We start from the raw sequence: 24,247 nt of genomic DNA, 5'->3' as shown, positions 1-24,247 counted from the left end.
CTATGTGCTGAACGAGCCAGCATCCTCTCTTTGTAAGAATCAGTCCGTGACAGAATGCGCATCATAGTGGAAGCCATCGAACTGCGCAATTTTTATACAATCATCATGACTGATTAAAGCGAAAAATCGGTAACAGGTAACGCTGAGACTGTAAAACAATGGTCTCCAGCGTAGCCGCATCCAGTTGACGCCAAAGACGCTGATACCAGATATCATCACCTTCACCCCGTACCATCATGTTGCCTTCATAGGCCTGCAGAAACTTACTGCGCGCTTTTTGTAACGTTGCATCGTCATCTAACATGGCATCATTTGCGGCGTCATAACAGGTTTTTATCCAGGCACCGCCGCTTTCGGGCAATACCAGTAATGGTGACGACATGCCTTCCCGATAACCGTCAATGAGCTGCGACAGGTACAGCAGCGCCTGCTCTGCATCCAGTGGCGGAAAACGCCATTCCCCGTCTTTACGCAGGAACAACCGGCTCTCTCCCGTACCGCCACTGGCACAATAGACAAGATGTTCCAGCCAAAGTTGCACCCCCTGCGCAATGCTTATTAAAGATGGGCGCCAGCGCAACAAACCGTCCTCTTGCACCTGTGGCAGCCAACCGGTGATTTGCATGCCGTTACAGTTAAGATCGATTTCCATACTCTGACAGGGCTGACGACAGGCGATAATGCGTTCAGCCAGCGACTGCATTTCCTGACGCTGCGTATCCCACAGAATTTCGCCAAATGGCCCATAGGGAAGCGTGCCCGCCGCACGAAAACGGCGAAACAGTTGTTCAGCATCCTTCTCTTCAACCAGCGTGTTAAGCAATTGCTGATTAAGCTGATAGCGGGTTAATCCTTCAAGAGTGAACGGTTCCGTTTCCGGGATCTCACTTTCTTCAGAGCGGAAGTTGACCCTCAGCCGCATCTGGAAAAAAGCCCTTACCGGATGAGCCCAAAATCGCTGCAGCGTTTCCAGCGTCAGCGTTTCAGGCATCTCAAAGGGAAGCGTCTGGACAAAATCCGTGTGCGCTTTTCCTGACAGGCTCGCCGCAGGCAGCCATTCCCGGGCATAGCTTTGCTGTTCGCCCGGCAGATAGTTTTGTGCATCAAAGGGCATACGGGTATGCAAACGAGTAATGTGTGCTTTTACCCGGGCCTCGCTTTGATCGCAGGTCAACGATTCATCGCCCGGCAGATAGTGGCTTTGCCCGATGTAGTCCATCAGTTCCTGCACCAGTACCGACGGGAAGCGCTCGCTGTTGTCCTGAATGGAGCGGCCAATGTAGCTGATGTAGAGCGTTTGCTGTGCTGAAATCAATGCTTCAAGAAACAGGTAGCGGTCATCATCGCGACGGCTGCGATCGCCCCTCATCGGTTTTTGACTCATCAAATCAAAGCCCAACGGCGCAAGCTGACGCGGATAAACGCCATCGTTCATACCCAGCAGGCACACCACCTTGAAAGGAATAGAGCGCATCGGCATCAGCGTACAAATGTTAACTGGCCCCGCCAGGAAGCGCTGGCTAATGCGCTCCTGGTCAAGACGCTGGGCCAGCTCATCACGCAATAGAGAAAGCGGTATGGCATCGCCATACTCAGCCCCCAGACCTTCAGTGATAATGGCCTGCCACTGCTGTTCAATCAGCGTCATCGCCGCTTCGGTATCTGCATCCGGCAGGAAGAAATCATTAAGCATGTCCCGACAAACGGGCAGCCACTCTTCCAGCGGGCGCTCCTGCGCTAACCCTCTACGCCAGAGATTGAGCTGCATCAGCAACGAGGCCAGATGCCCTACCAACTCGGCAATCAAACCGTTGGACTCATCGTATGGCAATACCGATTGCCACTCGCCCTGCGCGCTTTCCATCGCGTAGCCGAGCAGCATGCGCGTTAAACCAAATTGCCAGGTATGCTGACCTGTAGGCGGAAGTTCCAGTTCACGCACGTTATCGTCGTCAATTCCCCAGCGAATCCCGGATTCATTGACCCATAACCGAAGATAGCGCAGCCCTTCTTCATCGATATTGAAACGCGCCGCCAGCACGGGCACATCCAGTAATGCCAGCACATCCTCTGAGACAAAACGGCTATCCGGCAGCGACAGCAGGCTAATAAAGGCCTGTAAGACGGGATGAGACTGGCGCGCCCGACGGTCGGAAATCGCATAAGGTAAGTAACGCTCAGTTGGTGCGCTGCCAAAGACCGACTGAATAAATGGGCTGTAGCTGTCGATATCCGCCACCATCACAATAATATCGCGCGGCGTCAGCGTGGGATCCGCTTCCAGCATTGCCAGCAGGCGGTCATGAAGAATTTCTACCTCGCGCTGTGGGCTATGACAAACATGGAAAGTCACGCTGGTGTCGTTCAGCTCAAGCCGTCGTTTATTATCGCTACGCGAATACTCTTCCAGCGTAACACCCGCCACGGCATGGCTTTCAAGTTCCAGAATATCCGATTGAATATTATGCAAAAGATTGTCAGGCGTAATATCGACAAACGCATCCAGTTCCTGACTATTTTCCAGTTCTGAAAGCAAATAAATGTAATCGCGCCCCAGTTTGCCCCACGAGGCCAGCATCGGGTTGCCCACATCCTGTTCACCATCGCTGTTAAACAATCCTTCGGCTTTCTGACTATCGCGAAACAGCGGCAGATGGCGTTCTTCAAAGCTGTGCCGACGCTGACGCGCCATCAGCTTCGCCAGCCAGGCGGGATCTTTTATATCTCCCCAGTAGTAGCGGCAAGGGTTGGTAAACAGCAGATGAATATCAATGTGCTTGCCCAGCGCCTGCAATGCCTGCAAATAAACCGGCGGCAGCGCTGAAATGCCGCAAATAAAGACGCGAGAAGGCAGTCCCTGCGGGCACTCGGACGCACTTTCCAGAGTCTGAATAAATCGTTGGTATAAATTGGCGCGATGCCAGCGCGGCTGGCCCAATTCCTCGGTGTGTTCCACCAGCGCTTTCCACAACGGCGCCTGCCAGGCCTGAGATTCGCCGAGTCCCTCAACCAGTCGCCCGGCTTCCCACTGGGTCAACCACTCAGGGCGATAGACTAAATACTGGTCGAAGAGGTCAGCCGCGCGCGAGGAAAGCTGAAACAGCTTACGTTTATCGGTGTCGTCCGTCAGATAGTGGCGCAGCAATGCGAAGTCATCGCCATCCAACAATTGCGGCAACAGCGTCATCAACTTCCAGCTCATGCTCTGTTTGCTGAACGCGCTCTCTTTCGGGATATCCGGCAGCACGCGCACAAACATATCCCAGATAAAACTCGCGGGCAGCGGAAAATCGATGTTGGCGGCAATACTAAACTTCTGTGCAAGGGTCATTTGTAGCCACTGCGCCATACCGGTACTTTGAACCAGGATCATCTCAGGTTCAAAGGGGTCGTCCAGCCGCTCGCGCTCAACGATAAATTCCATTAACGCTTCCAGCACATCCAGACGATTGGAGTGGTAGACCCTTAACATAGCGACTCCTGACTACTGACGATTCGGGCAATGCAGACGCGTCATCTGACCCTGCCTGCCCAAGGGTGAAGAAATTTTAACGTTGATGCTGACACATCCCGCGCTCATTGTCTGCATTCGGCTAACCTGCCAGTTCAAAGGCGATGAAAACTGATACAGCTGGGTTTGCTGCCAGGCGTGACGCCAGAGTTGCTGATACTGGTTTCTGATGATAAAGCTGTTCATCAGCGCCCGCTGGTATCCTGACAGCGCGGTCACAATCATGATCATCAACACCATTGCCAGCATCACTTCCGGCAGGCTAAAGCCACGCTGTCTGTTCAGGGGATCTGACATAGTGCCTGCTCCTTTAGCGGACAAAAATCGCTCCAGCCATGCGCCGAATATTCGATATTGTCATCAATAATCGCCCCCTGCCGCCATAACGATACCCCTTCATAATGGACTATAAGCAGCACGAAATTATTAGTAAGCAGTCGCAGGCAAACCGCGGCATCCTGCGTGGTATAACGCCGACACTGTGCGGCGAGTTGTAAGCGCCAGGGCTGCATACGCCCCCATTCCATCGCAGATTGCACCACCGCCTGGCGCTGCAGAGCCTGACTTTGCGTGACCACTCGCGAAGCAAAACGGGACTCCTGCCTGCTAACGCCTTGCAGCAGAAGGCTACCGAGCACCAGCAGTAACAGGACCATCGCTAAAGATGAAACGCCCCGCTCACGGTTCACAGGTTGAATCCTGTCACGCTGTAGACTGCTTCAATAACCTTTTGTGGTTCGACATTGTTCACTCCGCGCAAACGCAGCGTAAGGAGCGGGGAATATCCGCTGATATTCAGACGTTCAACCTGAAATGCCTCAATCTGTATCGTGGCTGGATCGGACATTTTCTCCCACCCTTTTCCATTGCAGTCCGTTACTCCCCGCAGGGTCTCCAGTACCTTGTCCTGTAAACGAAATCCAATCGTATCGGCCTCTTTCGCGGGACTGCTCTCCCAAATGCCGTTGCTATTGGCATCCCAGCGCGCAATGACACAGTCGCCCTTAGCCGATATCTCCAGCCCTTCTCCGACACAGTTTCCGCGGCAATACCCTGCCCGCTGAAGATGCTTCGCCACGGTGTATACCCGCTGCCATATTTCATCTTCAAGCGCTAACTGGCGCGTGTTGCGCAGGATCTCTCGCTGCAGCGCGGGTAAAAATCGCGCTGAGCTAAGCAATAAAACGCTGCTAATCGCCATAGCAATCAGCACCTCCAGGAGTGAAAAGCCCCGTTCATTTACTGACATAACCTGGCCTCATCTTTCTCGCAAAGCCTGATTCGCCCCCAGCCAGACACCACCACGCGCCATTCCCCTGTCGTATTTTTCAGGCGAATATGTCCAGCCCATGCCGTATTGCGCAGACCAAAAAAGGCCAGTGAAGGCGTTATCTCTGCCATTTCGACATCGTCCCAGGGCGGTGTAAAAACCAAGGGCGAAACGGGTAGACACGTGGTTTGCACAGCAGCAGAGCTGACAAAACACCAGGATGTGCCATCCCGAATCACGCTGATGACGTGATCGCGGTTACGCCAGTTAGCATCTTCACGCAGTTGCAGCAGGTAATCTCGCACCTGAATGGCGGTTTGCCATAGCCGCTGTTGCTGCTGCCAGCGCTGCCAACCATACAGCCCCGAGGCGCCAAGCGCCGCGACGATCAGCATCGCAATCAGGGTTTCGAGAAGCGTGTAGCCGTGTTGTTTTTTCATGTCGCCAGTATGGCGTGAGGAAAATGAATAACGAGCGGGAAATTCGGTTTCTACGGCGAGCTACGAGGAATATTTGTCGCGTTGCAGGTCGTTGCAATATTTCAGGAACCCACGCCGAAGAACGCGATTTGAGACAAAAAAAAACCGACGCACACGGGCGTCGGTTGTGACAGCATGAAGCCGGTTAGATAGCCACTGGCGCTTTAATACCAGGATGCGGATCGTAGCCTTCAATTTCGAAATCTTCGAAGCGATAGTCAAAGATAGATTCAGGCTTACGTTTGATGACCAGCTTCGGCAGCGCGCGCGGTTCGCGGCTAAGCTGCAGATGCGTTTGATCCATATGATTGCTGTACAGGTGCGTGTCGCCACCGGTCCAGACAAAATCACCCACTTCCAGATCGCACTGCTGCGCCATCATGTGTACCAGCAAGGCGTAGCTGGCAATGTTAAACGGCAAACCGAGGAACACATCGCACGAACGCTGATACAGCTGGCAGGAGAGCTTGCCATCCGCCACGTAAAACTGGAAGAACGCGTGGCACGGCGCCAGCGCCATTTTATCCAGCTCACCGACGTTCCATGCAGAAACGATAATTCGGCGAGAGTCCGGGTCATTTTTGAGCTGGTTTAACACCGTGGTGATCTGGTCAATATGACGACCGTCTGGCGTAGGCCACGCACGCCACTGTTTGCCATAAACCGGGCCCAGATTACCGTTTTCATCCGCCCATTCGTCCCAGATTGAGACGTTGTTTTCATGCAGGTAGGCAACGTTGGTGTCGCCCTGCAAAAACCACAGCAGTTCATGAATGATCGAGCGTAAATGACAGCGTTTAGTCGTAACCAGCGGGAACCCTTCCTGCAGATTAAAACGCATCTGATGACCAAAAATGGAAAGCGTTCCGGTTCCGGTACGGTCGTTTTTCTGTGTGCCTTCATCCAGCACTTTTTGCATCAGTTCTAAATACTGTTTCATGGTTCCTCAGGAAACGTGTTGCTGTGGGCTGCGGCGGTACGCCCAAACCATCATAATAATGCCTGCGACAATCATCGGGATTGAGAGGATCTGTCCCATGCTGATGTACTGTACCCAGGTGCCGGTAAACTGCGCATCCGGCTGGCGGAAGAATTCAACGATAATACGAAACGCGCCATAACCAATCAGGAACAGACCGGATACCGAGCCCATCGGGCGCGGTTTACGAATGTACAGATTAAGAATGATAAACAGCACAACGCCTTCCAGCGCCATCTCATAAAGCTGTGAGGCATGGCGCGGCAGCGAGCCGTAGGTATCAAAAATAGACTGCCATTGCGGGTTAGTTTGCAGCAGTAAAATGTCTTCGGTACGGGAGCCCGGGAACAGCATGGCGTACTTGAAGTTCGGATCAACGCGTCCCCACAGCTCACCGTTGATAAAGTTGCCCAGACGCCCTGCGCCCAGACCAAACGGAATCAGCGGGGCAATGAAATCAGAAACCTGGAAGAACGAACGCTTGGTGCGTTTGGCGAAGATAATCATCACCAGGATCACACCAATCAGCCCACCGTGGAAGGACATCCCGCCGTCCCAAACGCGGAACAGATACAGCGGATTATCGAGGAATAACGGGAAGTTATAGAACAGTACGTAACCAATACGTCCTCCGAGGAAAACCCCGAGGAAGCCCGCATACAGTAGATTTTCTACTTCATTTTTGGTCCAGCCACTGCCCGGACGATTAGCACGGCGCGTCGCCAGCCACATCGCAAAAATAAACCCCACCAAATACATTAAGCCGTACCAGTGAAGCGCGACGGGTCCGATTGAGAAAATGACCGGATCGAAATCCGGAAAATGCAGATAGCTACTGGTCATCTGTCACCATAAGTTCTTGTTATTTCGCTGAAGTCAGACAGCAATTGATAAGCGCGCCTGCATAATGCAGGCGCTCCAAAGGTGCGAATGATAGCACATGGGGATCGCAGCGGATGCCGATTACAGTTAAAAGATATGTATACCTACTGTTACCAGCCCTCGATTCACAATCCCCCGCGAATCAGTCCCCCCATGCCACGGCGTTCCATAAAAGCCGCCACCTGATGGCGTACTTCTGTCGCCATCTGCGCTTCCAGACTGCGTTGCGCCAGCGTTTGCGCCTCATCAAAATCGATATGGCGCAGCAGATATTTAACGCGAGCCACGGAACGACCGTTCATCGACAAATGGCGAAAACCCAGGCCGATCAGAATGGCCACGCACATCGGGTCGCCCGCCATTTCACCGCACAATCGCAAATCGATACCGCTTCTTTCGGCTTCCTGCGCAATCATCGCCAGCACACGTAACATACCCGGATGCAGGCTGTCATAAATGCTGGCTACCCGCGTATTGTTACGATCGACAGCCAAAATGTACTGGGTGAGATCGTTGGTTCCGACCGAGATAAAGTCTATCCGGTTTATCAGATGCGGCAGCATAAACACCATCGACGGAACTTCCAGCATGATGCCAATGCGCGGTTTTGGGATCGCGTAGCCGATCATCTCTTCCACTTCGCGTCCGGCGCGTTCAATCAAACGTCGCGCTTCGTCCACTTCATCAATGCTGGTGACCATCGGCAGCAAAATGCTCAGGTTGCCGGTTGCCGCGTTGGCACGCAGCATGGCCCGAACCTGGATCAAAAAGATCTCCGGCTGATCGAGCGTTATGCGAATGCCACGCCAGCCAAGGCACGGGTTCTCTTCACTGATCGGCATGTAGGGCAGTTGTTTATCGGCGCCGACATCCAGCGTACGTAGGGTCACCGGCTTGTCGTTAAACATTTGCAGCATGCCCTGATACTGCGCAACCTGTTCTTCTTCCGAAGGAAAACCGCTTTGCAGCATGAACGGGATTTCGGTGCGATACAGGCCAATGCCGTCGATCCGGCTCCCCAGCTTCTCTTCATGCTCCGGGCTGAGGCCCGCATTGAGCATCACCTTCACGCGCTCGCCGCTTTTCAACTGTGCTGGCTGGTTGACGTCATCTTCCGCCAGGCGGCTCAGTTCTATTTCTTCACTGATAAGACGCTGGTATTCCTGGATCAATACCGGTTCTGGATCGACCAGCAGTTCACCGCGATAACCGTCCACTACCAGCGTACGGCGGTGTAACACCGATGGCTGGATATCGGCCCCCATGACGGTAGGGATACCCAGCGCACGAACCATAATAGCCGCATGAGAGTTGGCCGCGCCGTCCCGGACAACCACACCGACTAAGCGGTCCTGAGGAAGTTCCGCCAGCGTGGTGGCGGAAAGCTCATCCGCCACCAGCACAAAGCGTTCCGGCCAGGTATTCGGCCCCTGGATCGAGTCGTCAAGATGGAACAGCAGACGCTGGCCCAGCGCGCGTAAATCTCCGGCCCGCTCTTTGAGGTAGTTATCACTCAGCGCGGCAAACTGTTCGGCAAACTTTTCAATGATCGTTTTAACGGCCCACTCGGCCACCGAACCGTTATCCACTTCCGCAAACAGCTCACGGCGCAGACGAGTATCGGAAAGCAAGTGTGAATAGAGATCAAAAATCGCCGCCGTTTCTTTCTGCGCCCCGGCGGTAAAGCGTTTGCTGTAGCGGCGGAATTCATTCGCCGCCTCTTCCAGCGCACCGGTGAGCCGCTCGCGCTCAAGCGCCGGATCCAACGTTGAAGCCTGATAGACCTGCTCCATCAGCGGCAGCGTCGCATCCTGCCAGCCTTCGGCTATTGCCACGCCAGGCGCGGCGGGCAATGCGCGGATGCGCGTTTGCCGGTATTGGCCGAACAGCGCGTTTAGCTGCGACTGCGAAAGAATAGCCGCCATTTGCGTGGCGAGCGTGACGAGGAAAGACTCTTCACTTTCATCGTACTGGCGCAATTCGCGCTGCTGGACCACCAGCACACCTAACAGCTGACGGCGCTGAATAATCGGTACGCCTAAGAACGCACGAAAGCGCTCTTCTTTTACCGAAGGGATGTATTTAAAGCTGGGATGTTTTTGCGCATCGGCGAGGTTGATAGGTTCCGCCAGCCTGCCAACCAGGCCAACGATACCTTCATCAAACGCGAGTGCGACAGTACGACCACGCGGTTTCTTCAGTCCCCGGGTCGCCATGAGGTAATAACAACGTCGATCGTGATCGGCCAAATAAACCGAACAGACCTCTGTATCCATCGCAAGACAGATGTCGGTAACCAGAATATTCAGCGCTTCATTCAGACGCGGAGCACTGGCCACCTTTTCGACTATTTCGCGCAGGCGGGTGAGCATAATTTGCGTAGCTTAACCTCTTTTACGTCTGTACGCAGGTGCGCTTTGCGGCTTAGGAGTGCTCTCCTGAAGCGCCATGACAACACTTGCGAATTCTTTCATCACCCTGCGATAGACATCGCGTTTAAATGACACCACCTGTCGAACCGGATACCAGTAACTCACCCAGCGCCAGCCGTCGAACTCAGGTGTACTGCTGGTTTGCATATTGATTTCAGCATCGCTGCTGACCAATTGCAGAAGAAACCATTTTTGTTTCTGGCCGATACAAACCGGCTTCGTGTCCCAACGCACCAAACGTTTCGGTAACTTGTAACGCAACCAGTTACGAGTAGAAGCAAGGATCCGTACATCTTTACGACTGAGACCCACTTCTTCAAAGAGTTCCCGGTACATCGCCTGCTCTGCTGTCTCTCCTGCATTTATCCCACCTTGCGGGAATTGCCAGGAGTGCTGACCAAATCGCCGGGCCCACATGACCTGCCCCTGGCGGTTACAAATTACTATCCCTACATTCGGGCGGTAGCCATCGTCATCAATCACCGGACTACCTCAATATAAACCTTATATACAAACGATTGTTTCACACTCCAGAGAGGCGGTAAACCACTCTGTTAAGGGCGCGATACTCTAATAACAATTGAATAACTCACAGCTAAGGGCGGAGTTATAAACAGAAGAAGGGCAAGCAAGGCGATTTTATTCACCTTTTCTGTGGATATAGTTGTGAAGAAGTACGGAATTACTATGGGAAAACCCAGAACAGTCCGAATAAGACATTCGTCACATATCAAAAATAGTCTTCTATATTCATAAAGTTAAAACCGTTCAGCGCAAATAAACCCATAGAAATGTGACGTATATCACGCACACGATCTTCAGGCTGATGAAAGATCGACCAGCGTTGGTTTTATCCACAGATTATGCCAATAAGTTAGGCACAATTTGTGTGAAAATTCGATTTTCGTCGCACGTCAAGGCTGTAAATTGAAACAGTAGTGGGGGTTTTTCACAGTTATCCCATCTTTCTGTGGATAACATGGTGTAAGATCCTGTTCATTGTCAGTGACCAGAATTGGAAAACCCGCTTCGCTGTTGCGCAACTCTGCGTATGTGAATCTAAAAACCAATATAAATCATAGAATTGAATAAAGCATGTGGAAAAAGATAAACTCTGTCCACACGGTATAAAATCTTTGCTCATTTTTTCACCTAAGGGTTAACCCGATGTCAGAACTCCATCCGCTGCTTTCTCCCCCTGAATCTGAAGCCCAGTTGTTGAGTCAGGCACGGCTGCTTTCGGGCTACGCGCTAGGAGAGTTGGCGGCAATGGCGGGACTCGTCGCCCCCAAGGATCTCAAGCGCGATAAAGGCTGGATTGGCGTGCTACTGGAAATCTGGCTCGGCGCCAGTGCGGGCAGCAAACCGGAGCAGGATTTTGCGGCGCTGGGCGTGGAGCTGAAAACAATCCCAGTGGATAGCCTTGGCAGACCGCTGGAAACCACCTTTGTGTGCGTGGCACCGTTAACCGGCAATACCGGCGTTACCTGGGAAACCAGCCATGTGCGGCACAAACTTAAACGCGTTCTGTGGATCCCGGTAGAAGGCGAACGCAGCATCCCGCTGGCAGAGCGCCGCGTCGGCTCTCCCCTGCTGTGGAGCCCGAATGAAGAAGAAGACCGGCAATTGCGTCTGGACTGGGAAGAGTTGATGGACATGATAGTGTTAGGCCACGTCGAACGCATCACTGCCCGCCATGGGGAAGTGCTACAGCTGCGTCCTAAAGCCGCCAACGCCCGAGCGCTTACCGAGGCCATTGGCGCCCATGGCGAACCCATCCTGACCCTACCACGCGGTTTTTACTTGAAAAAGAACTTCACGCGCGCATTGCTTGAGCGACATTTCTTGTTCCAGGCGCAATAGGCACCGTCCGGTCTTTCACCCGCCGCGTTACGGGCCTATAATTACCGCTTCTTTTTTTTGGCAGGACTTTGTTCGATGTTATTTGCATGGATAACCGATCCTAACGCCTGGCTTGCGCTCGGTACGCTGACGCTGCTGGAGATCGTTCTTGGGATCGACAATATTATTTTCCTCTCTCTGGTTGTAGCCAAACTCCCGACAGCGCAACGCAATCATGCCCGACGTATTGGGCTTGCGGCGGCGATGATCATGCGTCTGGCACTGCTGGCCTCTATCGCCTGGGTAACGCGTCTGACAAACCCGCTATTCGAAGTGTTTGGCGAGGCAATATCAGCGCGCGACCTGATCCTTCTACTCGGGGGATTGTTCCTGATCTGGAAAGCCAGTAAGGAGATCCACGAATCCATTGAAGGTGAGGAAGAGGGGCTGAAAACCCGCGTTTCCTCTTTTCTGGGCGCGATTGTGCAGATCATGTTGTTAGACATTATCTTCAGCCTGGATTCCGTGATTACTGCGGTAGGCTTGTCCGATCATCTGTTTATCATGATGGCTGCAGTGGTGATTGCCGTGGGTGTGATGATGTTTGCTGCACGCCCGATTGGCGATTTTGTCGATCGCCATCCTTCGGTAAAAATGCTGGCACTCTCGTTCCTGATTCTGGTCGGTTTCACGCTAATTCTGGAAAGTTTCGACGTCCACGTTCCGAAAGGATATATCTATTTCGCCATGTTCTTCTCTATTGCGGTAGAGACCCTGAACCTGTGGCGTAATAAAAAAAATCCGCTCTGATGAAATCCATCGCTCCCCGCACGGGGAGCGAATGCGCGCCACACCTACCTCTTCTCACAGTTTAAGATTTTACTGCTTTCGCCATGCACAACTTCGCGTTATTACTAAACTATTGTCAGATGCAGGCCATGTGAGGATAAGCAGATGAAAAAATGGGCAGTTTTGATTTCCGCCGTAGGACTGGCTTTTGCCGTTTCCGGATGCAGCAGTGATTATGTTATGGCGACAAAAGATGGTCGAATGATCCTGACCGATGGAAAACCAGAAATTGACGATGATACCGGTCTGGTGAGCTATCACGACCAGCAAGGCAATGCGATGCAGATTAATCGCGATGATGTGTCTCAAATCATTGAACGCTGATGGTTGAGGTCAGCAGCGCGCTGGCCTTAACAATTTTACTTCCCTTTTTCTCTTCCCTCAGCCATTTTTATAATCCTTATGTCGTGATTATAAAAAGGAAACGGCTATGCAATATCACCGTATACCCCACAGCTCGCTTGAAGTCAGTACACTGGGGCTGGGCACAATGACGTTTGGTGAACAAAACAGCGAAGCCGACGCACATGCACAGCTCGATTATGCCGTAGAACAAGGCATAAATTTGATCGACGTTGCCGAGATGTATCCGGTACCGCCGCGTCCTGAAACCCAGGGTCTCACCGAAACCTACGTAGGTAACTGGCTCGCCAAACACGGCAGCCGTGAAAAGCTAATCGTTGCTTCTAAGGTCAGTGGGCCTTCACGTAACAACGACAGCGGTATTCGACCGAATCAGGCGCTGGACCGTAAAAATATCCGTGAAGCGCTGCACGACAGCCTGAAAAGACTGCAAACCGATTACCTGGATCTGTATCAGGTTCACTGGCCGCAGCGCCCGACTAACTGCTTTGGTAAGTTAGGCTACAGCTGGACGGACTCTGCGCCGGTCGTTTCGCTGCTGGATACGCTGGATGCGCTGGCAGAGTTTCAGCGCGCGGGGAAAATTCGCTACATCGGCGTGTCCAATGAAACCGCGTTTGGCGTGATGCGCTACCTGCACCTGGCGGACAAACACGATCTGCCGCGCATCGCCACCATCCAGAACCCCTACAGCCTGCTGAATCGCAGCTTTGAGGTTGGACTGGCGGAAGTGAGCCAGTATGAAGGCGTTGAACTGCTGGCCTACTCTTGCCTTGGCTTCGGTACATTAACCGGTAAATACCTGAACGGCGCGAAGCCTGCCGGTGCACGCAATACGCTGTTTAGCCGTTTCACGCGTTACAGCGGCGAGCAAACACAAAAAGCCGTTGCGGCCTATGTGGATATCGCGAAACGCCATAATCTGGATCCTGCGCAAATGGCGCTGGCATTCGTGCGTCGTCAGCCGTTTGTCGCCAGCACCCTGCTGGGAGCCACGACGATGGAGCAGCTAAAAACCAACGTTGAAAGCCTGCATCTGGAGTTGAGCGAAGAAGTACTGGCAGAGATTGAAGCGGTGCATCAGGTGTATACCTATCCTGCACCGTGACGGTTAGTGCCTGATGGCGCTACGCTTATCAGACCTACAAATTGCTGCTCTCTGTAGGCCAGATAAGGCGACGCTGCCATCCGGCACATTCATTGTTCATTCATCTCGTACCAGGCTGGCGGCGCTGCCAAATCCACAGCGCCGCAATCGCCAGCGCAAACAGCGCACCGAATCCAATACCAATCGCTACCGCCGGGATCCCCACCAGCACTGCCAGTGAGTAAATCCCAAGCATCAGCAGCATCGCGCTGTTTTCTCCCAGGTTTTGCACCGCGATCGCATTACCCGCACCGACGCTTTTCTTGCCCCGCTCCTGCAGCAACGCATTCAGCGGTACCACAAAGAAGCCACCTGACACGCCGATAAGCATCAGCAACGCGTAAGCCGGAAGCAGCGCATGCTGAAGTGAGAAAATCAGCACCACGACGCCAATCAGGATCCCCGCAGGCATACAGCGCGACACGGTTTCCAGCGTCACCAGCTTCGCTGCCGCCCCCGCGCCTACGACAATCCCAATCGCTACCATGGCATTGAGGTAGGTCGGCGTAGCGTTATCGGTGATGCCGAGCGCCACCGGAACCCACAGCACCAGCAGAAAACGCAGCGTGACGCCCGCGCCCCAAAAAAGGCTGGTTCCGACCAACGAAAAACGGGTTTCACCGTTGCGCCACAGCGAAGAAGCGGCGCAGAAGAAACTGCGCGTCATTTTCCCCAGATGCCAGGATTGGCCAGGACGAGCCGCGGCCAGTTTCGGGATGTACAGGTTAGCCACCACGGCGCCAGCATAGGCCAGCGCACAGGCAGAAAGCGCGGCAATCACATGCCAGTCGGCCAGAACGCCGCCGGCGACAGAACCGAGCAAAATCGCGGCGATAGTGGAGGCTTCCATCAGGCCGTTGGCTTTCACCAGTTTGTCACCGGTGGTCAATTCACCGAGAATGCCATACTTGGCCGGTGAGTACGCGGCCGCGCCAATCCCCACCAGCGTATACCCGAGAAACGGATTAATGCCGAAGCAAATACTCGCCGCGCCCAGCAGTTTCAGGGCGTTCGCGAACATCATCACTCTGCCTTTGGCAAAGCTATCCGCCACCTGTCCAACAAATGGTGCAAACAGGATGTAAGCGCCCACAAACACCATTTGCAGGATTGGCTGGCTCCAGTCCGGATAAAATTGTTCCTTCAGCAGCGCCAGCGTAGCGAACAGCAGTGCGTTATCGCCAAACGCCGACAGAAACTGCGCGGCGATGACGGACATCATCCCTTTGGACCAGATTGAAGTGTTAGTGTGCGCTGACTCAATCATGTTGTTTTTCCGGCTCATCGACCCAGCTTTTCAGCGTAACAAAATCCGGCTTACCGCTGCCGAGTAATGGGAGTTGCTTCAGCTGGCGAATATCACGCGGTACGGCAAGTTCAGGCACGCCATGCGCTCGCGCATACTGCTGTAGTTTTTCACGCGTGAGTTCGCTGTCGGTAGTGAACAGCACCAGCGCCTCACCTTTGCTGGCATCGCTCTTGATAGCCGTGGCGTGCATTTTGTCTGCAGATACCGCCAATGCCAGTTGCTCAACCATTTCCAGCGAGACCATCTCTCCGGCAATTTTAGCAAAACGCTTGGCGCGCCCCTGGATCTGTACAAAGCCGTTTTCATCAAAGCGGACGATGTCTCCGGTGTCATACCAGCCGCGCTCAATCTCACCCTGCGCATTTTCTGCCGTCGGCACTTCCAGCACGCCAGGTTTTTCGACGCGCAAATAGCCGCTCATAATATTCGGGCCTTTCAGTTGTAAACGCCCACCGTCCTCAATACCCGGAACAGCCAGCAGTCGGGCATCCATGCCAGGCAAGATGCGCCCTACCGTTCCTGATTTTGCCGCCATCGGTACATTGATCGACACAACCGGCGCACATTCCGTCACGCCATAGCCTTCAAGGACGCGCAGACCAAATTTCTCCTGCCATAGCTGCTTTGTGCTGTCTTGCAGTTTTTCCGCGCCTGCCACCACATAGCGCAGGCGGTGGAAATCGTACGGATGCGCGAAACGCGCATAGTTACCGAGGAACGTTGAAGTACCAAACAACACGGTGCAGTTCCGGTCGTATACCAGCTCCGGCACAATGCGGTAATGAAGTGGGCTGGGATAAAGAAACACTTCCGCACCGGTCAGTAGCGGCGTGAATAATCCCACCGTCAGGCCAAAGGAGTGGAACAGCGGCAGTGCCGACATAAAGCGGTCATCGGCGGTGAAATCGGCAATTGTTTTAATCTGCTCAACGTTCGCCAGAATACTCTTGTGGCTGTGGACCACGCCTTTCGGATGGCCTTCCGAACCAGACGTAAAGAGGATCACCGCAGCCTCTTCCGGCTGCTGTTTCACCTGCGCCAGATGCGGTGCCAGCAGATGTGAGAAAATCCACAGCTTATCGCTCAACGTCACATCGGCTTTTAAATCTTCCAGATAAACCCAGCGTACCTGGGTGAGCTGTTCCGGTAGATGCCAGAGTTTGCCTTTATCGAGAAACTGTCGGGAAGTGAAGATCGTTTTGATTTCAGACGCAGTAATGGCGCTGGTTAACCCTTTCACGCCCGCCGTGTAGTTCATCATGGCCGGAATGCGTCGACGCGCAATGGCACCAAAAATGACCGCCGCGCTGATCCCCGCATTTGGCAGCATCAGGCCGATTTTTTCACCTTCGGCGCTGTATTTTTCCAGAATACGGGCCACAAAGAGCGTCTTAGTCAGCAGTTTGCGGTAGCTGTCCGGCGTAAAGTTAACATCTTCAATGCAGTTTTTGCCCGCGCCAAAACGGTATTTTGCCGCCAGCAGCGACTCGTATAGCGTTTCACGCGGGCGTACCGCCATGCGAGCTTCCATCATAATTTGATGCAGCATTTCACCGGCGATTTTGCGGCGATCGCGCGCTCGCGGGGCTTCCGGCATTGGCATTTGAGTCGGCGGTAGAATGTGCAGTTGGATACGCGGGAAGAATCGCTGTTTAACCAGACCTTTCAGGCGGCTGAAGTGGGAAAGCTCTGCCCCCTCAATGCGGACAGGAACGACCGTCGCTCCCGACTTCGCGGCGACAAACCCGGCACCGTCATATATTTTCATCAACGAACCGGTGGTCGAAATGCGTCCTTCGGGAAAAATCACCACCGGACGGCCCTGCTCGACCAGACGGACCAGATGCTTAATCGACATCGGTTTGGTTGGGTCTAACGGCACAAAGTCAATCAGCGGGGTTAGCCAGCGCATATACCATTGCTGGCTGATCGAGGTGTAAACGGCGAAGACGGGACGAATCGGTAAAAATAGCGCCAGCAGGATGCCGTCTATAAATGAGACATGGTTGGGAGTGATTAGAACGCGTTCTCCCTGTAGCGCGCTGACATTGCCCGTGACGCGAACGCGGAAAAGCACGCGAAACAGATTACGAAAAAAGCCAAATAGCATCTCAACTCCCTGTGCCATTAATTATAGAAACATTAATGGTGGGAGAGTATACGAGTTGGGGAATGGGCGCGACAGGTAAACAGGTAAATACAGTCCGAAAAAAAACCTGCGCATCCGCGCAGGTCGGTGCAAGAGACAGGTACGAAGTGCGTACCGAATAATCTCACCAATCAATACCTCTGGGATCTTGATTGTGGTCGTCAGCAGCCAGATACGCCAGTACGAAAACGCAAAGGAATGAACCCAAATGCAACGAGTTGTGTAAATTATCGGTTACTGTTACAGATAGGCTGAAGGCAAAAAAAAACCTGCGCATCTGCGCAGGCTGGTGTAATTCTAGTGATCAACCCGAAAGTTGATTTCACCTATCAATACCTCTGGGATCCCAACTTTAGCAATCCGCTCAGTTCTCCCACCAGCGAACAATCGCAACAGCACATCGCAAAGTGTAAGCAAAAATTAGCATTTTCTATTTTCTGTCTTACTTCGCTCGCGCGCGCTCACATTTGCGAGGTCCTGACGGGCAATCTGCTTGAACAGCCAGCCATTTTCCGTAACACTGACGGAATGTAAGCGTTTACCCACAACAGGTACTATCATGGCGACCATAAAGGATGTAGCCCGACTAGCTGGTGTATCAGTCGCCACCGTTTCTCGAGTGATCAATGATTCCCCCAAAGCCAGCGAAGCATCGCGTCTGGCCGTAACGAGTGCAATGGAATCACTCAGCTACCACCCCAATGCGAATGCGCGTGCACTGGCGCAACAATCCACTGAAACCATCGGACTGGTCGTTGGTGATGTGTCCGATCCATTCTTTGGGGCAATGGTTAAAGCTGTCGAGCAGGTGGCCTATAACACCGGGAATTTTTTGCTGATTGGCAACGGCTACCATAATGAACAGAAGGAACGTCAGGCGATTGAACAGCTCATTCGCCACCGCTGCGCGGCCCTTGTTGTCCATGCCAAAATCATCCCGGATGCGGATTTGGCTTCATTAATGAAGCAAATCCCCGGCATGGTATTGATTAACCGAATTCTGCCGGGATTCGAACAACGCTGCGTTGCCCTTGATGACCGTTTCGGCGCGTGGCTCGCTACCCGACACCTTATTCAGCAGGGCCATACGCGCATTGGCTACCTGTGTTCCAATCACAGTATTTCTGATGCGGAAGATCGTCTGCAAGGCTATTACGACGCGCTGGCGGAGAGCAATATACCGGTAAGCGATCGACTGGTGACGTTCGGCGAACCGGATGAAAGCGGCGGTGAACAGGCCATGACCGAGTTACTTGGTCGTGGCAAAAACTTCACTGCGGTAGCCTGCTACAACGACTCAATGGCGGCTGGCGCCATGGGCGTATTGAATGATAACGGCATTGATGTGCCGGGAGAAATCTCGCTGATTGGCTTTGATGATGTGCTGATTTCCCGCTATGTGCGCCCACGTCTGACCACGGTACGCTATCCCATCGTGACGATGGCAACCCAGGCCGCTGAACTGGCGCTCGCGTTGGCGGAGAAGCGACCCGCACCTGAAATTACCCACGTCTTTAACCCAACTCTGGTGCGTCGCCATTCCGTTTCGGCGCTGACAGAGCCGGGGAACTCATCGTCAAACGATTAACCAGGATTGCGTCATGACTACGATGTTGGACGTTTCACGACACGCAGGCGTCTCAAAAGCGACCGTTTCGCGCGTACTAAATGGAACGGGTCAGGTAAAAGAGAGCACGCGCCAGAAAGTGTTCAAGGCCATGCAGGCACTCGATTATCGGCCCAACTTTTTAGCGCGCTCTTTGGCGAATCGCACCAGCAACAGCATTGGCCTGGTGGTTTCCACATTTGATGGATTCTACTTTGGCCGCCTGCTGCAACAGGCCTCGCGCCAGACGGAGTCTCACGGCAAGCAGTTGATCGTCACCGATGGTCACGACACGCCGGAGCGTGAGCAGGAAGCCGTGCAAATGCTGGCCGACAGGCAGTGCGACGCCATTATTCTTTATACCCGCTATATGAGTGAAAAGGCGATTATGTCGCTGATGAACAGCATTGCGATGCCCTTGCTGGTCATCAACCGTGATGTCAGTCAGGCCCGCGATCGCGCGATTTTCTTTGAGCAGGAAGACGCGGCGTATCAGGCGGTCAATTATCTGATCTCGCAGGGGCACAGCGATATTGCTTGCATCACCGTGCCAGGCCATACGCCTACCGGTAAATCCCGCCTGATGGGGTATCGTAAGGCTCTGGAAAAAAACAGTATTCCCTGGGATCCTGATAAGGTTAAATACGGCGACTCCACGATGACGCGAGGCTATGAAGCCTGTCGAGAACTGCTGGAGGAAGGGGTGAAATTCAGCGCCCTGTTCGCCTGTAACGATGACATGGCATTAGGTGCATCAAAAGCGTTACATCAGGCCGGACTGAGGATCCCGACGGACGTCTCGCTGTTTGGTTTTGATGATGCGCCCAGCGCCAAATGGCTGGAACCGGGGTTATCTACCGTTTATCTGCCGATTGATACCATGATAACCACGGCAATCGACCAGGCTATACGTCTGGCCAACGGTGAGAGCGTGGAGCCGATCCCTCCGTTTACCGGCAAACTGGTATTACGTGACTCAGTAACGCTCGGACCGTACTTTAAGTAATATGAAAAAGAGCCGGATGGCGACGCAAGCACCTTATCCGGCCAGCTTTACTCAGATTAATTCCAGCGCTAACAGCTCATCAATGGTCTGGCGACGACGAATCAGTCGCGCCACGCCGTTATCAAACAAGACCTCCGGCAGCAGCGGGCGGCTATTGTAGTTTGACGACATTGACGCTCCGTACGCCCCGGTATCATGCAAAACCAGATAATCACCCGGCACCACCGCAGGCAACAGACGGGTTTCCACATTTCCGCCTTCCTGCTGGGTAAACACGTCGCCTGATTCGCACAGCGGTCCGGCCACCACGGTTTCCCGTTGAGGAGTTTGTTGCAGAGAACGACCATCCCCCGCCAGCGCGGAGATATGGTGATAGCTACCGTACATGGCCGGGCGCATCAGATCGTTGAAGCCCGCATCGATCAGCACAAAGTGACGGCTGCCCATCTCTTTTACGCTGCGCACCTGCGCCACTAACACGCCGGCTTCCGCGACCAGGAAACGCCCTGGTTCGATCTCCAGTTTGACGGCATGACCCAGATGACGCGCAATACTATCGCGCGCGGCGTTCCACAATCCAAAATAGTGATCGGTGTCGATCGCCTCTTCACCTTCGCGATACGGGATTGATAAACCGCCGCCTGCGGAGATCGCCTCCAGATCCTGACCAAATTCCACCACCTGACGCACCATCGCGCCGCACACCTGCTCCAGATGCGCGTAGTCCACGCCAGAGCCGATATGCATATGAATACCTACCAGCTTCAGCTTATAGCGCTGAATTACCTCCAGCGCCGCCGGAAGATCGCTGTACCAGATGCCGTGCTTGCTGTTCTCACCCCCGGTATTGGTTTTCTGACTGTGTCCATGCCCAAAGCCAGGGTTTACGCGGAGCCACACGCGATGGCCCGGCGAGAGCTGGCCCAGTTGTTCCAGCATATCGACCGACCCGGCATTTACCGGAATGCTCAATTCATGCACCCGGGCGAGCGTCGCTTCATCAATCATATCGGCGGTAAAGACAATCTCATCTTTGCCCGGTACAAAACCTGCCGCCAACGCGCGTTCAATTTCGCCAAGCGAGACGGAATCGACCTTCACGCCCTGCTCGCGCATCAGGCGCAAAATATGAATATTCGAACATGCCTTCTGGGCAAAACGCACCACGTCAAACTGACTCAGTTTGGCAATCTGCGCGCGAATAATCTGCGCATCATAGACCCACACCGGGCAGCCGAATTCGGCAGGCAGGCGCAACAGGTTGTCGGCGGTCAGGTCAGTGTCTGTGTTGTTGAGTGGGCGTGGCATGGTGTGCTCCGGTATTGGCTTTTTTATGATTACGCCACAGCTCAAAAAGAATAAAAAATATCGTTTTATCTTGAGTCTATGCAAAAATGATATGGATTAGCTCATTTGAGGATTGCTTATGCCCGCGGTTAACCTGCGTCACATTGAAATTTTTCACGCCATCATGACCGCAGGCAATCTGACGGAAGCCGCGCGCATGCTACATACCTCGCAGCCCACCGTCAGCCGGGAACTGGCCCGATTCGAAAAAGTCCTGGGATTAACGCTGTTTGAACGCACGCGTGGCCGACTGCATCCAACCGTGCAAGGCTTACGTCTGTTTGAAGAGGTACAACGTTCGTGGTACGGCCTGGACAGAATTGTGAGCGCCGCCGAAAGCCTGCGCGAATTTCGTCAAGGTGAATTGTCGATTGTTTGCCTGCCGGTATTTTCGCAGTCCTTTTTACCGCCGCTGCTACAGCCATTTCTCGCGCGCTATCCGCAGGTCAACATTCAGATCGTGCCGCAGGAGTCACCACTGTTGGAAGAGTGGCTGTCGGCGCAGCGCCACGATCTGGGGTTAACGGAAACGCTGCATACGCCAGCCGGAACGAAACGCACCGAATTGCTGGCGCTGGATGAAGTGTGTGTACTGCCGCAGGGGCATCCGCTGACCGAGAAAGCGGTATTAACGCCGCAGGATTTTCAGGGAGAGAACTATATCAGCCTGTCGCGGACCGACAGTTACCGTCAGCTACTGGACACCCTGTTTAACGAACATCAGGTGAAGCGCCGCATGGTGATTGAAACCCACAGCGCCGCTTCAATTTGTGCAATGGTGCGGGCGGGCGTGGGGATCTCGGTGGTGAACCCACTGACCGCGCTGGATTATGCCAGCAGCGGAGTGGTTATCCGCCGCTTCAGCATTTCGGTACCCTTTACGGTCAGCCTGATCCACCCACTTCATCGCCCTGCCTCGGCGCTGGTCGATGCTTTTACAGCGCATCTGCAAGCCCATCTCCCGAGACTTATCGATCCGCTGGAGGCTATTTTGTATCCACAGACGAAAGCATAAACGCCACCGCATCTTGCGCATGGATTGCCGCGGTGTCGAAAACCGGTAATGGACTTAGCTCGGCTGGAACCAGCAAACCAATCTCGGTACAGCCAAAGATAACCCCTTGAGCGCCCTGTTTAGCCAACTGATCAATTACGCTCAGGTAGTAGTCGCGGGAGGCGTTGCTGAACTCACCGAGGCACAGCTCGTCGAAAATAATCTGGTTTATTTTCTGACGGTCATCAGCCTCAGGAATAAGCGTGCTAATACCAAATTCAGTCTGTAGACGTCCGCGGTAAAAATCCTGCTCCATGGTGTAGCGCGTACCCAATAGCGCCACGTTGCTCATCTGCTGTTTTTGTATGGCCCGACCCGTCGCATCGGCAATATGCAGGAACGGCACGTCACAGGCGGTTTCAATCGCCTCAGCAACTTTGTGCATGGTGTTGGTACACAGCACAATCCCTTCCGCTCCGGCTTGCTGAAGCCCTGCGGCGGCCTGCGCGAGGATCTCCCCAGCCCGCTGCCAGTCACCGCCAGACTGACAGGCTTCAATCTCGTGAAAATCTACGCTGTGCAACAGAATCTGTGCCGAGTGCAGGCCACCCAGACGCTGTTTTACCCCTTCATTAATGAGTCGATAATAAGGAATGGTGGATTCCCAGCTCATACCGCCTAACAGACCGATCGTTTTCATCATTTCCCCTGATTTGTTGTTATCTCTCCAGTGAACCAAAGATGTGATCAACTTTCCACATCTGTTGGCGTGCATTTCTTTTTTTAATTTTCTGATATAGGTTTAATGAAACATTGTTTTAATTACAGGAAGGCCGAATGTTTATTTTTCATAAAGAGACCACCCTTGAAGATCTGGGCAATGGCGTTACCCGACGCATTCTTGCTCACGACGGTAAAATGATGGCGGTTGAGGTGAACTTCGAGCAAGGCGCGATTGGTCCGATGCACAATCATCCGCATGAGCAGCTGACTTACGTTTTGTCTGGGGAGTTTGAATTTACCATCGGCGAAGAAATGCATGTCGTTAGGGCAGGCGATACCCTATATAAACAGCCCAACATTATGCATGGCTGCGTCTGTTTAAAACCGGGAACGCTACTGGATACCTTTACGCCCATGCGCGAAGATTTTCTGCCTGCGTAATTTTATCTGTTCGTAATCTGCCTGGCGGCATAATGTTGTTCCAGAGGGAATGAATATGTCGCCTCCGGTGTATTGCTACATTCACCTTATGTTTAACCGACAAACCCTGCCAAAGGGCAGGGTTTGTCAGTTCTGGAAAGCAGATTAACGCGCCAGCCAGCCGCCGTCTACCGCAACGGTATAGCCGTTGATATAGTCAGATGCGCTGGATGCCAGGAACACAATCGGCCCCATCAGGTCACTCGGCAGACCCCAACGACCCGCCGGGATACGATCGAGAATTTCTGCGCTACGCTGCTCATCAGCGCGCAGCTGTTGAGTATTGTTCGTCGCCATGTAACCCGGCGCAATTGCGTTGACGTTGATGTTATGTTTAGCCCACTCGTTCGCCATCAGGCGGGTGATGCCCATTACGCCGCTTTTAGACGCGGTGTAAGACGGCACGCGGATCCCGCCCTGGAAAGAAAGCATAGAGGCGATGTTGATAATTTTGCCGCCGTTACCCTGAGCTATAAAGTGCTTCGCCGCGGCCTGAGACATAAAGAACACGCTCTTAATGTTCAGGTTCATCACGTCGTCCCAGTCTTTTTCGCTGAAGTCGATCGCATCGTCACGACGGATAAGACCTGCGTTGTTGACCAGAATATCGATATGACCGAATTCTGCCACTGCGCGCTCCAGCAACGCCGGAATGCCGTCAATTTGACGCAGGTCGGCGGTCAGACTTAAAAAACGGCGCCCCAGCGCGGTCACGCGTTCGATAGTTTCCGTCGGTTCAACGATGTTGATCCCCACGATATCGCAGCCCGCTTCAGCCAAACCCAACGCCATACCCTGACCCAGGCCAGTGTCACAACCGGTCACAACGGCGACCTTACCTTCAAGAGAGAATGCATTCAAAATCATTGTAAATCCTTA

The 24,247-nt window shown here is 53.4% G+C and carries 22 protein-coding genes; 8 read left to right on the top strand and 14 right to left on the bottom strand.

Translation table 11 applies throughout. The features are described 5' to 3' along the window. Positions 1-103: 103 nt before the first annotated feature. The 9 genes from recC to rppH form a co-directional block, all read right to left on the bottom strand. Positions 104-3,472, bottom strand: coding sequence for an exodeoxyribonuclease V subunit gamma (gene recC, locus GFC06_RS08975; RefSeq protein ID WP_141875601.1), 3,369 nt, complete (start codon positions 3,470-3,472; stop codon positions 104-106). 12 nt (positions 3,473-3,484) lie between these two features. After that, positions 3,485-3,808, bottom strand: coding sequence for a prepilin-type N-terminal cleavage/methylation domain-containing protein (locus GFC06_RS08970; protein ID WP_141875602.1), 324 nt, complete (start codon positions 3,806-3,808; stop codon positions 3,485-3,487). After that, positions 3,793-4,200 carry a DUF2509 family protein gene (locus GFC06_RS08965; protein WP_047499364.1) on the bottom strand — a complete coding sequence of 136 codons (408 nt, stop codon included), beginning with the start codon at positions 4,198-4,200 and terminating at the stop codon, positions 3,793-3,795. Before GFC06_RS08965 ends, GFC06_RS08970 begins: the two co-directional genes overlap by 16 nt. Then, a complete protein-coding gene (locus GFC06_RS08960; protein WP_047359084.1) occupies positions 4,197-4,760 on the bottom strand; it encodes a prepilin peptidase-dependent protein in 564 nt (187 codons plus the stop codon). Before GFC06_RS08960 ends, GFC06_RS08965 begins: the two co-directional genes overlap by 4 nt. Next, on the bottom strand, positions 4,751-5,221 hold the full coding sequence (locus GFC06_RS08955; RefSeq protein WP_016157377.1) for a prepilin peptidase-dependent protein: 471 nt from the start codon (positions 5,219-5,221) through the stop codon (positions 4,751-4,753). Before GFC06_RS08955 ends, GFC06_RS08960 begins: the two co-directional genes overlap by 10 nt. Positions 5,222-5,405: 184 nt before the next feature. Further along, positions 5,406-6,200, bottom strand: coding sequence for a thymidylate synthase (gene thyA, locus GFC06_RS08950; RefSeq protein ID WP_003033990.1), 795 nt, complete (start codon positions 6,198-6,200; stop codon positions 5,406-5,408). A gap of 6 nt (positions 6,201-6,206) precedes the next feature. Then, positions 6,207-7,082, bottom strand: a complete 876-nt coding sequence (lgt, locus tag GFC06_RS08945; protein ID WP_003825606.1) for a prolipoprotein diacylglyceryl transferase — start codon at positions 7,080-7,082, stop codon at positions 6,207-6,209. A gap of 164 nt (positions 7,083-7,246) precedes the next feature. Beyond that, positions 7,247-9,493, bottom strand: coding sequence for a phosphoenolpyruvate--protein phosphotransferase (ptsP, locus tag GFC06_RS08940; RefSeq protein ID WP_016154275.1), 2,247 nt, complete (start codon positions 9,491-9,493; stop codon positions 7,247-7,249). A gap of 12 nt (positions 9,494-9,505) precedes the next feature. Then, positions 9,506-10,036 (bottom strand): RNA pyrophosphohydrolase, encoded by a 531-nt coding sequence (rppH, locus tag GFC06_RS08935; RefSeq protein ID WP_003825602.1) that lies wholly within the window; start codon positions 10,034-10,036, stop codon positions 9,506-9,508. A 684-nt stretch (positions 10,037-10,720) separates the two neighbouring features. Between rppH and mutH the strand changes: the two genes are divergently transcribed. From mutH to GFC06_RS08915, 4 genes are all read left to right on the top strand, one after another. Continuing rightward, positions 10,721-11,416, top strand: coding sequence for a DNA mismatch repair endonuclease MutH (mutH, locus tag GFC06_RS08930; protein WP_047499360.1), 696 nt, complete (start codon positions 10,721-10,723; stop codon positions 11,414-11,416). A 75-nt stretch (positions 11,417-11,491) separates the two neighbouring features. Continuing rightward, positions 11,492-12,205 (top strand): TerC family protein, encoded by a 714-nt coding sequence (locus tag GFC06_RS08925; protein WP_016154277.1) that lies wholly within the window; start codon positions 11,492-11,494, stop codon positions 12,203-12,205. Positions 12,206-12,349: 144 nt separating this feature from the next. Next, positions 12,350-12,568 (top strand): lipoprotein YgdR, encoded by a 219-nt coding sequence (ygdR, locus tag GFC06_RS08920; protein ID WP_000758660.1) that lies wholly within the window; start codon positions 12,350-12,352, stop codon positions 12,566-12,568. 106 nt (positions 12,569-12,674) lie between these two features. After that, complete coding sequence (locus GFC06_RS08915; RefSeq protein ID WP_016154278.1) at positions 12,675-13,715, top strand: NADP(H)-dependent aldo-keto reductase; 1,041 nt, start codon at positions 12,675-12,677, stop codon at positions 13,713-13,715. Between the two features lie 100 nt (positions 13,716-13,815). Here GFC06_RS08915 and lplT read toward each other — a convergent pair whose 3' ends face one another. After that, entirely contained in the window at positions 13,816-15,021 is a 1,206-nt protein-coding gene (gene lplT / locus GFC06_RS08910) for a lysophospholipid transporter LplT (RefSeq protein WP_016154279.1), read from the bottom strand. After that, positions 15,014-17,173, bottom strand: coding sequence for a bifunctional acyl-ACP--phospholipid O-acyltransferase/long-chain-fatty-acid--ACP ligase (gene aas / locus GFC06_RS08905; protein WP_153690052.1), 2,160 nt, complete (start codon positions 17,171-17,173; stop codon positions 15,014-15,016). Before aas ends, lplT begins: the two co-directional genes overlap by 8 nt. A 598-nt stretch (positions 17,174-17,771) precedes the next feature. On the opposite strand from aas, the gene galR reads away from it, so the two are divergent. Together galR and GFC06_RS08895 are read left to right on the top strand one after the other, a co-directional pair. Then, the gene (galR, locus tag GFC06_RS08900; RefSeq protein WP_016157382.1) at positions 17,772-18,800 is read left to right on the top strand and encodes an HTH-type transcriptional regulator GalR; all 1,029 of its coding nucleotides are present in this window, start codon (positions 17,772-17,774) and stop codon (positions 18,798-18,800) included. A 13-nt stretch (positions 18,801-18,813) separates the two neighbouring features. Then, positions 18,814-19,824, top strand: coding sequence for a LacI family DNA-binding transcriptional regulator (locus GFC06_RS08895; protein ID WP_153690051.1), 1,011 nt, complete (start codon positions 18,814-18,816; stop codon positions 19,822-19,824). A 51-nt stretch (positions 19,825-19,875) separates the two neighbouring features. On the opposite strand, the gene lysA is transcribed toward GFC06_RS08895, so the two are convergent. Beyond that, complete coding sequence (gene lysA, locus GFC06_RS08890; protein ID WP_016154282.1) at positions 19,876-21,132, bottom strand: diaminopimelate decarboxylase; 1,257 nt, start codon at positions 21,130-21,132, stop codon at positions 19,876-19,878. 118 nt (positions 21,133-21,250) lie between these two features. On the opposite strand from lysA, the gene GFC06_RS08885 reads away from it, so the two are divergent. Further along, positions 21,251-22,186: a LysR family transcriptional regulator gene (locus tag GFC06_RS08885; RefSeq protein ID WP_016157385.1), complete on the top strand. Its 936-nt coding sequence runs from the start codon at positions 21,251-21,253 to the stop codon at positions 22,184-22,186. Here the strand turns inward: GFC06_RS08885 and GFC06_RS08880 are convergent. Next, positions 22,158-22,865, bottom strand: coding sequence for an aspartate/glutamate racemase (locus GFC06_RS08880; protein WP_016154284.1), 708 nt, complete (start codon positions 22,863-22,865; stop codon positions 22,158-22,160). The genes GFC06_RS08885 and GFC06_RS08880 overlap by 29 nt on opposite strands. A gap of 137 nt (positions 22,866-23,002) precedes the next feature. On the opposite strand from GFC06_RS08880, the gene GFC06_RS08875 reads away from it, so the two are divergent. Beyond that, on the top strand, positions 23,003-23,329 hold the full coding sequence (locus GFC06_RS08875) for a cupin domain-containing protein (protein ID WP_065554331.1): 327 nt from the start codon (positions 23,003-23,005) through the stop codon (positions 23,327-23,329). 144 nt (positions 23,330-23,473) lie between these two features. Here GFC06_RS08875 and kduD read toward each other — a convergent pair whose 3' ends face one another. Further along, positions 23,474-24,235 carry a 2-dehydro-3-deoxy-D-gluconate 5-dehydrogenase KduD gene (kduD, locus tag GFC06_RS08870; protein WP_046276126.1) on the bottom strand — a complete coding sequence of 254 codons (762 nt, stop codon included), beginning with the start codon at positions 24,233-24,235 and terminating at the stop codon, positions 23,474-23,476. Positions 24,236-24,247: the final 12 nt, after the last annotated feature.

The sequence above is a fragment of the Citrobacter braakii genome (assembly GCF_009648935.1).
GTDB lineage: Bacteria > Pseudomonadota > Gammaproteobacteria > Enterobacterales > Enterobacteriaceae > Citrobacter > Citrobacter braakii.
The sequence above is the reverse complement of the archived record's forward strand: the minus strand, read 5'-3'. Positions and strand labels throughout refer to the sequence as shown.

What these genes read in the sequence shown, in the direction of transcription:
- recC (WP_141875601.1), bottom strand. Translation starts at nt 3,472, where the DNA reads ATGTTAAGGGTCTACCACTCCAATCGTCTGGATGTGCTGGAAGCGTTA.
- GFC06_RS08970 (WP_141875602.1), bottom strand. Translation starts at nt 3,808, where the DNA reads ATGTCAGATCCCCTGAACAGACAGCGTGGCTTTAGCCTGCCGGAAGTG.
- GFC06_RS08960 (WP_047359084.1), bottom strand. Translation starts at nt 4,760, where the DNA reads ATGTCAGTAAATGAACGGGGCTTTTCACTCCTGGAGGTGCTGATTGCT.
- GFC06_RS08955 (WP_016157377.1), bottom strand. Translation starts at nt 5,221, where the DNA reads ATGAAAAAACAACACGGCTACACGCTTCTCGAAACCCTGATTGCGATG.
- thyA (WP_003033990.1), bottom strand. Translation starts at nt 6,200, where the DNA reads ATGAAACAGTATTTAGAACTGATGCAAAAAGTGCTGGATGAAGGCACA.
- lgt (WP_003825606.1), bottom strand. Translation starts at nt 7,082, where the DNA reads ATGACCAGTAGCTATCTGCATTTTCCGGATTTCGATCCGGTCATTTTC.
- ptsP (WP_016154275.1), bottom strand. Translation starts at nt 9,493, where the DNA reads ATGCTCACCCGCCTGCGCGAAATAGTCGAAAAGGTGGCCAGTGCTCCG.
- mutH (WP_047499360.1), top strand. Translation starts at nt 10,721, where the DNA reads ATGTCAGAACTCCATCCGCTGCTTTCTCCCCCTGAATCTGAAGCCCAG.
- GFC06_RS08925 (WP_016154277.1), top strand. Translation starts at nt 11,492, where the DNA reads ATGTTATTTGCATGGATAACCGATCCTAACGCCTGGCTTGCGCTCGGT.
- ygdR (WP_000758660.1), top strand. Translation starts at nt 12,350, where the DNA reads ATGAAAAAATGGGCAGTTTTGATTTCCGCCGTAGGACTGGCTTTTGCC.
- GFC06_RS08915 (WP_016154278.1), top strand. Translation starts at nt 12,675, where the DNA reads ATGCAATATCACCGTATACCCCACAGCTCGCTTGAAGTCAGTACACTG.
- lplT (WP_016154279.1), bottom strand. Translation starts at nt 15,021, where the DNA reads ATGATTGAGTCAGCGCACACTAACACTTCAATCTGGTCCAAAGGGATG.
- aas (WP_153690052.1), bottom strand. Translation starts at nt 17,173, where the DNA reads ATGCTATTTGGCTTTTTTCGTAATCTGTTTCGCGTGCTTTTCCGCGTT.
- galR (WP_016157382.1), top strand. Translation starts at nt 17,772, where the DNA reads ATGGCGACCATAAAGGATGTAGCCCGACTAGCTGGTGTATCAGTCGCC.
- GFC06_RS08895 (WP_153690051.1), top strand. Translation starts at nt 18,814, where the DNA reads ATGACTACGATGTTGGACGTTTCACGACACGCAGGCGTCTCAAAAGCG.
- lysA (WP_016154282.1), bottom strand. Translation starts at nt 21,132, where the DNA reads ATGCCACGCCCACTCAACAACACAGACACTGACCTGACCGCCGACAAC.
- GFC06_RS08885 (WP_016157385.1), top strand. Translation starts at nt 21,251, where the DNA reads ATGCCCGCGGTTAACCTGCGTCACATTGAAATTTTTCACGCCATCATG.
- GFC06_RS08880 (WP_016154284.1), bottom strand. Translation starts at nt 22,865, where the DNA reads ATGAAAACGATCGGTCTGTTAGGCGGTATGAGCTGGGAATCCACCATT.
- GFC06_RS08875 (WP_065554331.1), top strand. Translation starts at nt 23,003, where the DNA reads ATGTTTATTTTTCATAAAGAGACCACCCTTGAAGATCTGGGCAATGGC.
- kduD (WP_046276126.1), bottom strand. Translation starts at nt 24,235, where the DNA reads ATGATTTTGAATGCATTCTCTCTTGAAGGTAAGGTCGCCGTTGTGACC.